Here is a 12,634-nt window from a genome sequence, read left to right as displayed (position 1 = left end):
CCGGGACTCAGGGGTGTGGGCCCGACCGGGGTCCGCTCTCGATGTCAGGCAGCAGCGCGGCGAGGTCCACTGCTGCGGCCAGTGCACGGTTGCCCGCATCGCCCGGATGCAGGTGGTCACCAGAGTCGTAGTCAGGCGCGAGCCGCGTCGGTTGCCTGGGATCACGTAGCGCGGCGTCGGCATCCACCACCGCATCGAAGGCGCCGGCCGTGCGAATCCAGGCGTTGAGTCGCTGGCGCAGTTCTTCCTTGGCGGGCTGGTAGTAGTCGGCCAGGGGCGTGTCCGGCAAGGCGCCGGCAAAGGGCGTCAGGGTCGCGCCCATGACCTTGATCCCCTGGGCATGTGCGCGCTCGACCAGTTGCCGATAACCCGCGACGAGTTCGTCCAGGGTCGGTAAGGGAGCGGCATGGGCGAAGGCGGTTCCCGGCCAGGCAATGTCGTTGATGCCCAGCAACACGATGACACTGGCCACCCCGGGCTGTGCCAGCACATCGCGCTCCAGGCGGCCCAGTGCCTTGACGCCCATGCCATCGCTCAATAGCCGCGCCCCGGAAATACCGGCGTTGACCACGTCCACCCCCTGGGGCGCCAGGCGTTCGGCGAGGACATCCGGCCAGCGCCGGTCGAGGTCCAGGCTGGCCGTGGCGCCATCGGTGATGGAGTCGCCGATGACCACGACGCTGCGGCTGGGCACGGCCGTTTCTACCTGGAGGCCTGCCAGCAGCGGCCGCGCGGTGGTCTCGAGCGTCTCGCCGCCACCGACCAGACGAAGGTCGTGGGTCCGGTCACCCGGCACGATCCAACCGGTCTGGCGACCATCCCAATGGAAGGTGGTCATGGGTGTGGGCTGCGGCAAGTAAAGGCTGACGATGACATGAGCCAAGGCTGCGACCGGCAAGTCCACTGGATCGCTGAGCAGCTCGCCGCCCGCGGGCACGACCGAGGTCCCCCGGCCGTTGAAGGTCACGGTGCGCAGACTGCCTGCCGCGACCGCGCCCGCCGTCTCACCCGGTAGCCCCAGGGTGACCTGGCCCAGCACCACGGCGTGTCGACCATAGGCATTGGAAACAGCGACCCGCACCCGCTCGCCACCAAGGCTCAACCGCGCCACCTGGCGGACCGTCTGGTCGCTCAAGCGGGCCGGCAGCCGCGTGGGAAACAGGAAGCCGTCCGCCCAGACCGGTTGGGGACTGGCCTGCCAGCTCGCCACCCAGTGGGTGGGCCGAGCGCTTTCGGCCGCCAAGGCAGCGTCACCTGCCAGCAGGCCGGCGACCAAGGTGAACACCAGCGAACCGGAGTGACGCAGGCCCGGGAAAACAGGGGAATCGGCCATTGATGGCTCCAGACCGGGAAAGCCCTATCCTGCCGTTGGCCAGGAAATACGAATAGACTGCCCACTGGAACAGCATTGATGAACCGTATTCACAGGAGTCCGAGCATGAGCATCAATCGATTCGGCGAGCTGGAGGTCTTCGTGCGGGTCATCGAAGCGGGCGGCTTTTCCAGCGCTGCCCGGGCCTGCGGCCTGACCCCTTCGGCCGTCAGCAAGCTCGTCACCCGGCTCGAACAACGCCTGGGCACTCGTCTGCTCAATCGCTCCACGCGGCAGTTGCAGCTCACCGCCGAGGGATGTGCCTTCTACGAGCGCGGCGTGCGTCTGCTCGCCGATCTGGAGGAAGCCGAGCGCTGCGGCAGCGCCGGCAGTGCACCTCGCGGACGCCTGCGGATCAACGCCAATGTGCCTTTCGGCCACCATGTGCTCCTGCCCCTGCTGCCCGACTTCCTCGCCCGTTACCCCGAGATCACCCTGGACCTGGTGCTCACCGACGAGGTGGTCGATCTCCTGGAGCACCGTACCGACGTGGCCATCCGTGCGGGACGGCTGAAGGATTCCCGACTGGTGGCGCGCCGACTGGGAGCGACGCCCATGCTGATCGTCGGCGCCCCCGGCTACCTGGAACGGCATGGGATGCCCACCTCGCCGGACGACTTGCTCGAGCACAACCGGTTGGGTGCGAACTACGCACGGGCGCAACCTGGCTGGCCGCTGCGCCAGGGTGCCGAACTCCTGTCCCTTCCCCTCACCGGCACCGTCCAGGCCAGCGATGGCGAGGCCCTGCGCCACCTGGCACTGGCCGGCGTCGGCCTGGCGCGCCTGGCGGCCTTCCAGGTAGCCGGCGATCTCGCCGCGGGTCGCCTGCAGGCGGTGCTGCAGGACTGCAACCCCGGCGACCGCGAGGAGATCCATGCCGTCTACCTGGGCCAGGGTGGTCCCATGCCCAAGCGGATACGCGTCTTCCTCGATTTCCTCGCCGAGCGCGTGGTCCTGGCCGAACCCTCCTAGCCCAGCTTGCGGCCCGCCCGCGTCGCCAGCAGCACCCCGCCGATGGCGATCACCATGGCCATCCAGGCCAGCGGCGGCAGGGTCTCGCCCAGCAGCAGCCAGGCGCTCAGGGCGGCGCCCGGCGGGACGCAGAAGAACAGCGCACTGACCCGCGCCGCCTCGCCGGCGCGAATCATCCACACCAGCAGGCTGATGGCCAAGAGTGAATTGGCCAGCACCAGGTAGGCCAGGGCGCCGATGAAGGCCGGCGCCCAGTACACCGGGCTGTGCTCGAACAGCAGCGCCAGGGGCGCGCAACACACCAGGCCGACGCTGTACTGCACCAGGTTGTTGGTGACCGGATGCTGGGCCACGCCCAGGCGCTTTTCGTAGAGCACGGCGCTGGTCATGCCCAGCAAGGCGCCCACCGCCAGGCAGATACCGAAGAGGGATTCCACGGCGACGCTGGCGCGCGCCAGGATCACCCCGATGGCGCCGAGCAGTCCCAGGGCCAGCCCCAGCCACTGCAGCGGCGCCACCCGTTCGCCCACCAGCAGGGGTGCGCCCAGGGCCACCAGGATGGGTTGCAGCGAGGCGACCATGGCCACCACGTTGGCCGAGGCGCCCATCACCAGGGCGCCATAGCTCATGCCGAAATAGACGCCCTGGATCAGGAAACCCACCACGGCCAGATTCGTCCATTCCCGCCGCGTACGCGGCAGCGGCGGACGCAGGATCAGGAAAGCCACCAGCAGCACGCCGAAGGCCAGGGCATAACGCATCGCCAGCAGGGTGAAGGGCGGCGCATAGGCCAGGCCCACCTTGGACACGGCGAATCCAGCGGACCACAGGGCCAGGAACACCAGGGGGATGAGGCGCAGCAACCAGGGATTCAGCGAGGTGGACGACATCGGATGCTCAGGTCCAGGCGAGTCAGCGGGACGCGACTCGCGAGCGGGAAGGATAGCTGACGATCAGCAGGCCGCTGAGCACCAGGGCCGCACCGGCGAGAAATCCCGGTCCCGGGGTCTCGCCCAGCAACCAGACGCCCATCAACACACCGAACAGCGGTGTCAGCAGGGTCAGCACGCCCAGGGGCGCGGCGCGATAGCGACTGAGCAACACGAACCAGCCCAGCAGACTGATGCCGGCGACGATGAACACCTGGAAGGCCAGACTCGACCAGGCCAGGGAATCCAGCCGGGCCAGATCCAGTCGCTTGCCGAGCGGCAGGGCCAACGCCAGCAGCACCACCCCGGTCACCCCGAGTTGATAGAACAAGGTGCGCAGCGGCGGCGCCTCGGCCAGGGCACTGCGGCGGATCAGCACCGTGGTGGCACCCCAGCAGGCGCCGCCGATCAGGCCGATCAGATCGCCCTGCCAGCTCGTGCCGCCGCTCGGCTTGCCGACCAGGAAGGCGCAGACCACGCCACTGGCCGCCAGCACCATGCCCAGCCACTGGCGTCCCGACAGCCGCTCGCCGGGCACCAGCCAATGCAGGCCGCAGGCGGCGAACAGTGGCGCCGTGTAGATGAACACCACCATGTGCGCGGCGCTGGTGTATTTCAGGCCCACCGCCATGCAGAGGAACTCCAGGGCGAACAGCGAACCGGCGAGCAGGCCGGGAATCAGCGTCTGGTCACGGCCCAGGCAGCGGATGCCGCGCCAGCGCGCCAGGCCATAGAGCAGCCCGGCCGCCAGCAGCGAACGCCAGCCGATCTGCAGCAAGGGGTCCACCTGCTCGGCGATGGCCTTGATCGCCGTCTGCTGCAGGCCCCAGACCAGGCAGAGCACCAGCATGACCAGCACGGCGGGGAGATCGAGCTCCTTGCGCATGAGCGTCGTTCCAAGAAAAAAGTGAGCCTGCAGGATGACGGTGGCTGAACAGGTCGGACAAACGATGTTTAATGGGCGTCTGGCTCAGGAAAACTAAGGCTTGCCTGAAAAGTCGCCGAGCGAAGATCAGGCAAGGCGCAACGACCAACGGGAGTAACAGCCGAAGGCTGGCCCAAGGGTGAGCGCCAGCGAATCAAATCGGCGAGGAAGCGGAGTTTACGAGCGGTAAATGAGCATTCCGAGCCGGTTTTTAACGCAGCATGACCGAGCGTAGGCACTTTTCAGACAAGCCGAGGCTGCCGTGACCACCGCCCTCCCCCTCAACGCCCTGCGCGCCTTCGCCGCCGCCGCGCGACACCAGCACTTCGCCAAGGCCGCGGACGAGTTGCATGTCACGGCCGGCGCCATCAGCCGGCAGATCCGCCTGCTCGAAGACGAGCTGGGCCAGTCGCTGTTCGAGCGCCTGCCTCAGGGCGTGCGGCTCACCGCCCAGGGTCGCGCCCTGGCCGCGGAGATCGCGCCGCACCTCGATGGCCTGACCCGCGCCGTCGCCCGGGCCCGGCTCAAGAGCAGTGTCCTGACCGTCAGCGCGCCCCCTACCTTCGGCCAGGAATGGCTGTTGCCGCGGCTGGAAGACTTCCAGCGCCAGCATCCGGACATCGAGGTCTTTCTCGACGCCTCGTCCGCCATCGTGCCCCTGGGCACCGAAGGCGGTGCCCAGGCGGCGATCCGCTATGGCCGGGGCGACTGGCAGGACGGCGAGACCCGCCTGCTGCTGCGCGAATGGATCTTTCCGGTGTGCAGCCCGGCGCTGATCCCGGCGCCGCTGGCAGAGCCCGCCGCCTTGCTGGACTATCCGCTGCTGCATGCCGAATGGCCCGGCGGCTGGCGTTCGGGTCGCCCCAGCCGCCGGTCCAACGCCTGGCAGGACTGGTTCGCCAGCCAGCGGGTGCCCTCGGGCGACAGCCTGCGCGGGCCACGCTATTCATTGAGCGGCATGGCCCTGCAGCAGGCGGCGGCCGGCAAGGGCGTGGCGCTCGGCGGCTGCGTGCTGGCCCAGCGCATGCTGGCCAGCGGCGCCCTGGTCCGCCCCCTGCCGGATCAATTCAACCAGCTCTCGGCCCAGGCCTATTTTCTGGTATTGCCCAAGGGGCCGCTGGACGTCCCGGTACAGCGCTGGATCGCCTGGCTGCGGGTGCAGATCCGGCAATTCCGCGAGACCCAAGGCGAGCCGCAGGAGACCGGCGGCGCCTGGTGAGGGTCGCGCTTTTACGGCAGTCTAGGCGGCCTGCCCCTGCAATAGTCAGCCTGCATGATCACCTGTCGCCTGTCCGCCCTGCTCGCCCTGTTTCTCTCGACTGCCGCCCTGGCCGCCGAGCAGGCCCCGGCCGACTGCGATCGCCAGGGCAGCGAGGCCCAGCTGGCGGCCTGCGCCGCCCAGGATCTGGCCACGGCCGAAGCCCGGCTGGCCGACGTCTACGGTCGCCGGCTGGCGGGTCTCTCCGCTGCGCAACGACCCGCCTTCGAACGTCTGCAACAACTCTGGCAGGACGACCGCGCACCCCGCTGCGCCACCGCGACGCGGGGTTTCCAGGGCGCCATGCAGCAGCTGCAGTATCTGAGTTGTCTGAAGTCGGTGACCCTGCTGCGGCTGGACGATCTGCAACGGCAACTACCGCGGCGCGACTGACGCTTCGTCGCCACCGCTGCTGTCCGGCGCCGGAACTCACTATCATGGCGCCCCGCTGTTGGAGTTCGCGATGTACGAGCGTTACCTGCCCCTGCTGGTCCTGGCCGGACTGCTGCTTCTTGGGATTTTGTGGTGGTGGCAGCGCCGGCGCCAGGCCGCCTTTCCCTATCGCCAGGTCGAAGCCCTTTTCACCCCGGCCGAACAGGCCTTTCTCGCCGTGCTCGACGAAGCCGTGGGCGACGACTACCGGGTGTTCGGCAAGGTGCGCATCGCCGATGTGGTCCAGACCCTGCCGCTGCGCGACCGCCGCCGCTATCTGATCGCGCAGAATCGCATCAACTGCAAGCACTTCGACTTCGCCATCTGCCGGCGCGACGACCTCGCCGTGCATGCCGTGGTCGAACTCAACGACAGGTCGCACCTGCAGCGTCATCGCCAGCAGCGTGACCGCTTCGTCCGCGCGGTGTGCGAGGCCGCCCAGCTGCGTCTGGTGGAGATTCCGGCGGCAGCGCGCTATTCCGCCACCGCCGTGCGCGACGCCGTGTTCGGCGGGCGCCGTCCGCGCAATCGGGTAGCGCCCCCCAGCCAGCCTCTGGCGCTGGAATGCCCGCAGTGCCCGGAGTGCCAGGCGCCCATGGTCCGCCGTCGCGCGCGCAGCGGTCGCCACCAGGGCCGGGAGTTCTGGGCCTGCTCGAACTATCCGGATTGCCGCGCGCTGCTCGACATCGACGACTGACTAAGGGGCCCCAGCCATGCGCCATCCCACCACCCCGGACGGACGCTATTTCGTGGTCAGGGGCCGGCTCTGGCGCTGCACCGATCCCAGCCTGCCCGCCAACCGCCGCGACGCCCTGACCCATGAGCTGATGGAGGCGCGCCGCCAGGTGGGCGCGGCCAAGCGCCAGGGTGACGAGGCCGCCCTGCGCAAGGCACGCGCCGCGGTGGACGCCGCCAAGCACGCCCTGGGCGAGCGCGGACCGGTCTGGTGGACCGACGGCGCGCCCGACTACAACCGGCGGATGGCCAGTAACACCCCCTATGCCGACTGGTACCGGCAGCTGGACGCAGAGGCTTCCTGAGCCGATCCGCGCGGCGTAAGGTGAATGGCCGAATCCTCTTGCGAGCACCGCCCTTGCGTATCCGCCCCGCCTTCGTCACCGACCTCGCGGCCATCTGCCGCCTGGCCGAACAACTCGCCGAGCAGCATCACCAGCAGGCCCCGGCGACCTTCGCCGAGCCCTCCGGCGGCTGGCGCGACCAGGACTACTGGGCCGCCCAGCTGGAGCCGGAAGACGGGGTGCTGTTCGTCGCTGACGCCAGCGACGAACTGGTCGGCTTCGTCACCGCACGACTGTCCGACACCCGTTCGATTTCCTTTCTGCGGCCGCTGATCCTCTGCCGGATCGGCACCTTGGTGGTGTCCGCCAGCCACAGACGGCGGGGTGTCGGTGCCCGGCTGCTGGAAGCCGTGGAAGCCTGGGCCCGGGACAACGACGTCGACGAGTTGCGCCTGGAGGTGATGGAGTTCAACGAGGACGCCCAGGCCTTCTATGCCCGCCAGGACTTCCAGGGGCAGTCGCGGATTCTGACCAAGGCGTTGCGGTAGGTTACGACCGTGGTAGACGTGTAGGGTGGCGCTGAGCGCAGCGAAGCCCAACACCGGCAGGTCGCACTTCCACCGTGAGCCTCGATGATGGCCCTACACACTCTCCCGACTCACCAACTCGAATCCCAGGTCGACGCAGGCCGGTTGGCTGCGGCCGTCGAGCAGCCCCAGCAACAGGGTCGCGGCCTGGCGCCCTACCGCGGCGCGGGGGGTCTGGATGGACGTCAATCGGGGGACCGTGTGCGCCGAGCCGGGCAGGTCGTTGAAGCCCAGCACCGAGATCCGCTCGGGGATGGCGATGCCCAGCCGCTGCGCCTCGAACAGCGCGCCCTGGGCCAGGTCGTCGTTGCAGAAGAACAGGCCGTCGACATCCGGCCGGCGGGCCAGTAGCTCGCGAAACTGTTGGGCGCCCAGGCCCACGGACGATGGCTGCGGATCCAGCACATCCAGACTGGGGTCATAGCAGCCCGCCTCGCGCAGCACCTCGCGAAAGCCCTCGCCTCGGGCCAGTGCCCGGGGATCGAGCTGGGCGGCCACATAGCCCAGGCATCTGCGCCCTGCCGCCAGCAGATGCCGCGCCGCGGCGGCACCGGCGGCGTGCTGGGAAAAGCCGACGCTGGACACCGCACCGGCCGGATCCAGCTCCATCATGTGCACCTGCGGCACCCCGCTAGCAGCCAGCAGCTGGCGTGCGGCGTCGGTACGGTCGAAGCCGGTCAGCAGTAGACCCCGGGGCTGATAGGCCAGGTAATTGCGGATCAGTTTTTCCTCTTCCTCGGGATCGTAGTGGTAGTTGCCGATCAGCACCTCCAGGCCACGGGGGCGCAGGACCTCGTGGATGGCCTCCAGCGGCTCGATGAACAGATGGTTGGACAGCGACGGCACCAGCACCACCACCGAGTGCCCCTGCGCCGAGGCCAGGGCACGAGCAGCCGGATTGGTCACATAGCCAAGGCGCGCGGCGGCCTCCTGCACGCGGGTAACCAACTCGGGCGCCACGCTGGCGACACCGCGCAGGGCCCGCGAGGCCGTGATGGGGGAAACACCGGCCTGCAGCGCCACCTCGGTGAGGGTGGGCCGACCGGAACTACGAGAACCCGTTCGATTCATTGTTATGGTTTCAGGCTTGTCAGGGACGGAGAACGCGCCTAAGGTAGCGCTGTCTCAGCAGACACTACAAGCCTGGCGTGCCCTTCCGGGACGCGTCGGCATTCGGCCTAACAAGATCGACAAGAACTGGAAGCCGCGCCCCTTTATTTTCTTGGGGTAGCGCTGTCTCCAGACCGGAGGTGACGATGAACACTCCCATTCCCGCGCTGGTGGTCATGGGCGTCGCAGGCTGCGGCAAGAGCAGCGTCGGCGCGGCCATTGCCGAGCAGGACGGTGGCCGCCTGATCGAAGGCGACGCCTTCCACCCTGCCGCCAACATCGCCAAGATGAGCGCCGGCATCCCCCTCGACGATGGGGATCGCGCCGGCTGGCTGACCCGCCTCGGTGAAGAACTGGCCGCTGCCGTGGCCGCAGGCGAACGCCCGGTGCTCACCTGCTCCGCGCTCAAGCGCCGCTATCGCGACCAGCTGCGCCAGGCCGTGCCCGGTCTCGGCTTCGTCTTTCTCGAACTGACCCGCGAGACCGCGGCCCAGCGCGTCGCCAATCGCCCGGGGCACTTCATGCCCGCCAGCCTGATCGACAGCCAGTTCGCCGCCCTCGAAGCACCTCACGGTGAACCGGCTACGCTGGTAGTGGACGCACGCGACACCCTGCCCGCCATTGGCACCCAGGTATCGGCCTGGTGGAACACCTCGGCTCGCCTGGCTCAGCCGGCCTGACGAGACAGCGCTACCCAATCCAATCACCCGCAACGCCCACAACAACAATAGGAGAGGCGCCATGTTCGGCATGGACCACAACAGCTTCCTTCTGCTCGACGCCCTGGTCACCATCATTGGCCTGGTGCTCTTGATCACCAAGTTCAAGGTCCATCCCTTCATCGCCCTGACCATCGCCTCGGGCTTTCTCGGCCTGACCTCCGGCATGCCGGTGGAAAAGGTCATGAAATCCTTCCAGGACGGCTTCGGCGGCGTGCTCGGCTTCGTCGGCATCCTGCTCGGCCTGGGCACCATGCTCGGCAAGCTGATGGCCGATTCCGGCGGCGCCGACCAGATCGCCCAGACGCTGATCCGCGCCTTCGGCATCAAGCGGGTGCACTGGGCGATGATGTTCGCCGCCTTCCTGGTGGGCATCCCGCTGTTCTTCGAGATCGGCTTCGTGCTGCTGGCACCCCTGGTGTTCATCGTCGCCCGCCGTACCGGGCTGTCGCTGGTCAAGCTGGGCATCCCGCTGCTGGCCGGCCTGTCCGCCGTGCACGGTCTGGTGCCGCCGCACCCGGGTCCGCTGCTGGCGGTCGGGGTATTTGGCGCCGACATCGGCAAGACCATCTTCTATGGCCTGCTGGTCGGCCTGCCCACCGCCATGATCGCCGGTCCCCTCTTCGGCGCCTGGATCTCCAAGCGCATCCCCGGTTCGGCCAACCCTGAACTGGTCGCCCAGATCGCCCAGGAGACCGACAACCGCAATCTGCCGGGCTTCGGCATCACCGTCTTCACCGTGCTGCTGCCGGTGATCCTGATGCTGCTCAAGGCCTTCGCCGACATCTTCTTCGCCGCCGACAACCACTTCCGCATCTGGATGGACTTCATCGGCCACCCCATCACCGCCCTGCTCGCCGCCCTGCTGCTGAGCTTCTACAGCTTCGGCACCGCCTGCGGCTTCTCCCGCGAGAAGATCGTCAAGCTGCTCGATCAGAGCCTGGCGCCAGTGGCGGCCATCGTGCTGATCGTCGGCGCCGGCGGTGGCTTCAAGCAGATGCTGGTGGCCAGCGGCGTGGGTGAGGTGATCGGCAACCTGGCGGTGCAGACGCAGATCTCGCCGATCCTGCTGACCTGGCTGGTGGCGGCGGTGATCCGCGTGGCCACCGGTTCCGCCACCGTGGCGACCATCACCGGCGCCGGCATCGTCGCCCCCGTGGTGGCGCTGATCCCCGGCGTGAACAAGGAATTGCTGGTACTGGCCGCCGGTGCCGGCTCGGTGATCCTCTCCCACGTCAACGACGCCGGCTTCTGGCTGGTGAAGCAGTACTTCAACATGACCGTGGCCGAGACCTTCAAGACCTGGTCGATGATGGAAACCATCCTCTCGGTGGTGGCCCTGGCCTTCATCATGCTGCTGTCGCTGTTCGTCTGATCCACTACATTGGGACGGCGCCGGGCCGTCCCGCCTCCACCACGAAGCTCGCCCGGGTGCCGCGCCTGGCATCTGGATGGCTGCGGTCACTGATGGTGCGCAGGTCCACCTGCAACCGCTCCCGCGTCAGCTCCAGGGCCAGATAGCCACGCTCCCGGCTGTCGAAGAAGCGCACCTGGGGATTCTCCGGCAACAGCGCCTGGAAGCGGCGGTAGTCCGGTCCGTCCGAGGTGATGGAGGTGCCGACGAATTCGCTCGCCACCACCGGACTCCGCTCGTTCTCCGGCTCGCGGTGCAGGTCCGTCACCCAGAAGGAATGGATGTCCCCGCCCAGGGTCACCGGATTGGCCAGGCGACTATCGGCCATGGCCGCGAGCAGACGCTCGCGAGTCGCCGGATAGCCGTCCCAGCCGTCGGTCCAGCGCGCTGGATCGCCATCCGGCAGGCGCTGCCGCAGGGGTGCCAGCAAGAGATCCTGGGCGATCAGATTCCAGCGGGTGGCGTTGTGGCGAAAGCCGTCCAGCAGCCAGCCTTCCTGCGCCTGACCGAGCATGCTGCGCGCGGCGTTTTGCAGACCTGGGCAATCCGGTGCGACCAGCTGGCCACCGCGGGTCCTGGCCGCCGCGCAGGCCGGTTCGCTGCGGTATTGCCGACCGTCGAGCAGATGGATCTCCGCCAGGTCACCGAAGCGCCAACGGTCATAGAGGCGCAGCGCCGTGCCCTGGGTCCGCCAGGCGCGCAGCGGTGCGTGTTCGCGAAAGGCCTGGTAGGCAGCCTGCCGCTGCGCGGCGAAGGTGGCTAGGCCGATCCGGGGGTCCGCCGCCCAAGAGCCGGAATAGTCGTTCTGCACCTCGTGGTCGTCCCAGGTCATGAGGCTGGTGACATTGGCGTGCAGGTACTGCAGATCGGGATCGGTGCGGTACAGCGCATGGCGCCGGCGGTAACTGGCCAGGTCCCGGGCTTCCGGCAGGCCATGCCGACGCACCGCCGGCAGCAGCAGGGGCACGTTGGCCTCGTAGATATAGTCGCCGAGGAACAGCGCCAGATCCGCCTGTTCGTCGGCCATGTGCCGATAGGCACTGAAGAAGCCCTTCTCGTAATGGGAGCAGGAAGCAGCCACCAGCTTCAGGCGCTGCGGAGCGCTGGCTGACGGCGGTAGCGTGGTGGCGCGTCCGATACGACTCTGGTGGCCCAGCGCGGTGAAACGGTACCAGTAGGGCCGTCCCGGCAGCAGACCGGTCAGGGTGATGGGCAGGCAGAAAGCAGACTGTGGCTGCGCCTGGATCACTCCGCGCTGCACCACTTGGCGCAGCCCCGGATCCAGGGCCACTTCCCACTGAGCCTCGACCGGACCGTGCAGACCACCCAGACCGTCTTCGGCCAGGGGATCAGGCGCTAGGCGGGTCCAGATGACGAAGCCGTCGGTAGCGGGCTCGCCACTGGCGACGCCCAGGGTGAAGGGATCCGGCTGTGGCGTGCGAGCGCTGCAACCGGCGAACCAGTGTGCGCTCAGACCGAGGCCGAGCAGGCCCAACGCTTGACGTCGAGAGGTACTCATCCAGGCCTCCGGGAAAAGAGGCCAGGGTGGCTCAGGCAGGTGACAACAGCATGTCGGCGGTTCAGGCCAGCGGCACTTCCTCGAGGATCATGACCTGCGGCGCGCCAACGAGCAGGCCGTCGAGATCGCTCAGCAGCTGCTTGAAGTGAGGGGTTTGCTCGTGCTCGGCCAGGGCTTCGCGGCTGGCCCAGCGCTCGATGAAGACATAGCGACCTTCGTGGCTCGGATCACGGTGCGGGGTATAGAAGTGACAGGCGGCTTCGGCGCGGGATGGCGCGACGATGGCACGCAGGGCGTTTTCGACAGCCTCGGCCTGGCCGGGCTTGGCCTGCAGGATGGCGACGACACGGATTTCACTGCTCATGCAAAAAACTCCAG

At 68.2% G+C, this 12,634-nt stretch carries 14 protein-coding genes; 8 read left to right on the top strand and 6 right to left on the bottom strand.

Annotated elements, in window-relative coordinates; all coding sequences use genetic code 11:
• Positions 1-7: 7 nt before the first annotated feature.
• Entirely contained in the window at positions 8-1,333 is a 1,326-nt protein-coding gene (locus RCF34_RS08695) for an SGNH/GDSL hydrolase family protein (protein WP_308707813.1), read from the bottom strand.
• A 105-nt stretch (positions 1,334-1,438) separates the two neighbouring features.
• Between RCF34_RS08695 and RCF34_RS08690 the strand changes: the two genes are divergently transcribed.
• Positions 1,439-2,344, top strand: a complete 906-nt coding sequence (locus RCF34_RS08690) for a LysR family transcriptional regulator (protein ID WP_308707812.1) — start codon at positions 1,439-1,441, stop codon at positions 2,342-2,344.
• On the opposite strand, the gene RCF34_RS08685 is transcribed toward RCF34_RS08690, so the two are convergent.
• Both RCF34_RS08685 and RCF34_RS08680 read right to left on the bottom strand, forming a co-directional pair.
• Positions 2,341-3,234 carry a DMT family transporter gene (locus tag RCF34_RS08685; RefSeq protein ID WP_308707811.1) on the bottom strand — a complete coding sequence of 298 codons (894 nt, stop codon included), beginning with the start codon at positions 3,232-3,234 and terminating at the stop codon, positions 2,341-2,343. The genes RCF34_RS08690 and RCF34_RS08685 overlap by 4 nt on opposite strands.
• A gap of 22 nt (positions 3,235-3,256) precedes the next feature.
• The gene (locus RCF34_RS08680; RefSeq protein ID WP_308707810.1) at positions 3,257-4,159 is read right to left on the bottom strand and encodes a DMT family transporter; all 903 of its coding nucleotides are present in this window, start codon (positions 4,157-4,159) and stop codon (positions 3,257-3,259) included.
• A gap of 301 nt (positions 4,160-4,460) precedes the next feature.
• Between RCF34_RS08680 and RCF34_RS08675 the strand changes: the two genes are divergently transcribed.
• From RCF34_RS08675 to RCF34_RS08655, 5 genes are all read left to right on the top strand, one after another.
• Complete coding sequence (locus RCF34_RS08675; RefSeq protein ID WP_308707809.1) at positions 4,461-5,417, top strand: LysR substrate-binding domain-containing protein; 957 nt, start codon at positions 4,461-4,463, stop codon at positions 5,415-5,417.
• A 54-nt stretch (positions 5,418-5,471) separates the two neighbouring features.
• Positions 5,472-5,849 (top strand): lysozyme inhibitor LprI family protein, encoded by a 378-nt coding sequence (locus RCF34_RS08670; RefSeq protein ID WP_308707808.1) that lies wholly within the window; start codon positions 5,472-5,474, stop codon positions 5,847-5,849.
• Positions 5,850-5,919: 70 nt separating this feature from the next.
• Positions 5,920-6,585, top strand: a complete 666-nt coding sequence (locus RCF34_RS08665) for a DUF2726 domain-containing protein (RefSeq protein ID WP_308707807.1) — start codon at positions 5,920-5,922, stop codon at positions 6,583-6,585.
• A gap of 16 nt (positions 6,586-6,601) precedes the next feature.
• Positions 6,602-6,928, top strand: a complete 327-nt coding sequence (locus tag RCF34_RS08660) for a hypothetical protein (protein WP_308707805.1) — start codon at positions 6,602-6,604, stop codon at positions 6,926-6,928.
• A gap of 20 nt (positions 6,929-6,948) precedes the next feature.
• Positions 6,949-7,455, top strand: coding sequence for a GNAT family N-acetyltransferase (locus tag RCF34_RS08655; RefSeq protein ID WP_308707804.1), 507 nt, complete (start codon positions 6,949-6,951; stop codon positions 7,453-7,455).
• Between the two features lie 93 nt (positions 7,456-7,548).
• Here the strand turns inward: RCF34_RS08655 and RCF34_RS08650 are convergent, their stop codons facing one another.
• Positions 7,549-8,565 carry a LacI family DNA-binding transcriptional regulator gene (locus tag RCF34_RS08650; RefSeq protein WP_308707803.1) on the bottom strand — a complete coding sequence of 339 codons (1,017 nt, stop codon included), beginning with the start codon at positions 8,563-8,565 and terminating at the stop codon, positions 7,549-7,551.
• 185 nt (positions 8,566-8,750) lie between these two features.
• On the opposite strand from RCF34_RS08650, the gene RCF34_RS08645 reads away from it, so the two are divergent.
• Entirely contained in the window at positions 8,751-9,284 is a 534-nt protein-coding gene (locus RCF34_RS08645; protein WP_027597008.1) for a gluconokinase, read from the top strand.
• Positions 9,285-9,345: 61 nt separating this feature from the next.
• Entirely contained in the window at positions 9,346-10,698 is a 1,353-nt protein-coding gene (locus tag RCF34_RS08640) for a GntP family permease (protein ID WP_133859739.1), read from the top strand.
• Positions 10,699-10,702: 4 nt separating this feature from the next.
• Here the strand turns inward: RCF34_RS08640 and RCF34_RS08635 are convergent, their stop codons facing one another.
• Entirely contained in the window at positions 10,703-12,256 is a 1,554-nt protein-coding gene (locus tag RCF34_RS08635) for an alkaline phosphatase D family protein (RefSeq protein ID WP_308707802.1), read from the bottom strand.
• Positions 12,257-12,317: 61 nt separating this feature from the next.
• Positions 12,318-12,620, bottom strand: a complete 303-nt coding sequence (locus RCF34_RS08630) for a putative quinol monooxygenase (protein WP_308707801.1) — start codon at positions 12,618-12,620, stop codon at positions 12,318-12,320.
• Positions 12,621-12,634 lie beyond the last annotated feature (14 nt).

Source organism: Pseudomonas sp. 102515 (genome assembly GCF_031085165.1).
Taxonomy (GTDB): domain Bacteria; phylum Pseudomonadota; class Gammaproteobacteria; order Pseudomonadales; family Pseudomonadaceae; genus Chryseomonas.
This window is presented reverse-complemented; position numbering and strand designations above follow the sequence as displayed.

Excerpts from the sequence above, each read along its gene's own strand:
- RCF34_RS08695 (WP_308707813.1), bottom strand. The coding sequence starts at position 1,333 with ATGGCCGATTCCCCTGTTTTCCCGGGCCTGCGTCACTCCGGTTCGCTG.
- RCF34_RS08690 (WP_308707812.1), top strand. The coding sequence starts at position 1,439 with ATGAGCATCAATCGATTCGGCGAGCTGGAGGTCTTCGTGCGGGTCATC.
- RCF34_RS08685 (WP_308707811.1), bottom strand. The coding sequence starts at position 3,234 with ATGTCGTCCACCTCGCTGAATCCCTGGTTGCTGCGCCTCATCCCCCTG.
- RCF34_RS08680 (WP_308707810.1), bottom strand. The coding sequence starts at position 4,159 with ATGCGCAAGGAGCTCGATCTCCCCGCCGTGCTGGTCATGCTGGTGCTC.
- RCF34_RS08670 (WP_308707808.1), top strand. The coding sequence starts at position 5,472 with ATGATCACCTGTCGCCTGTCCGCCCTGCTCGCCCTGTTTCTCTCGACT.
- RCF34_RS08665 (WP_308707807.1), top strand. The coding sequence starts at position 5,920 with ATGTACGAGCGTTACCTGCCCCTGCTGGTCCTGGCCGGACTGCTGCTT.
- RCF34_RS08660 (WP_308707805.1), top strand. The coding sequence starts at position 6,602 with ATGCGCCATCCCACCACCCCGGACGGACGCTATTTCGTGGTCAGGGGC.
- RCF34_RS08650 (WP_308707803.1), bottom strand. The coding sequence starts at position 8,565 with ATGAATCGAACGGGTTCTCGTAGTTCCGGTCGGCCCACCCTCACCGAG.
- RCF34_RS08645 (WP_027597008.1), top strand. The coding sequence starts at position 8,751 with ATGAACACTCCCATTCCCGCGCTGGTGGTCATGGGCGTCGCAGGCTGC.
- RCF34_RS08640 (WP_133859739.1), top strand. The coding sequence starts at position 9,346 with ATGTTCGGCATGGACCACAACAGCTTCCTTCTGCTCGACGCCCTGGTC.
- RCF34_RS08635 (WP_308707802.1), bottom strand. The coding sequence starts at position 12,256 with ATGAGTACCTCTCGACGTCAAGCGTTGGGCCTGCTCGGCCTCGGTCTG.
- RCF34_RS08630 (WP_308707801.1), bottom strand. The coding sequence starts at position 12,620 with ATGAGCAGTGAAATCCGTGTCGTCGCCATCCTGCAGGCCAAGCCCGGC.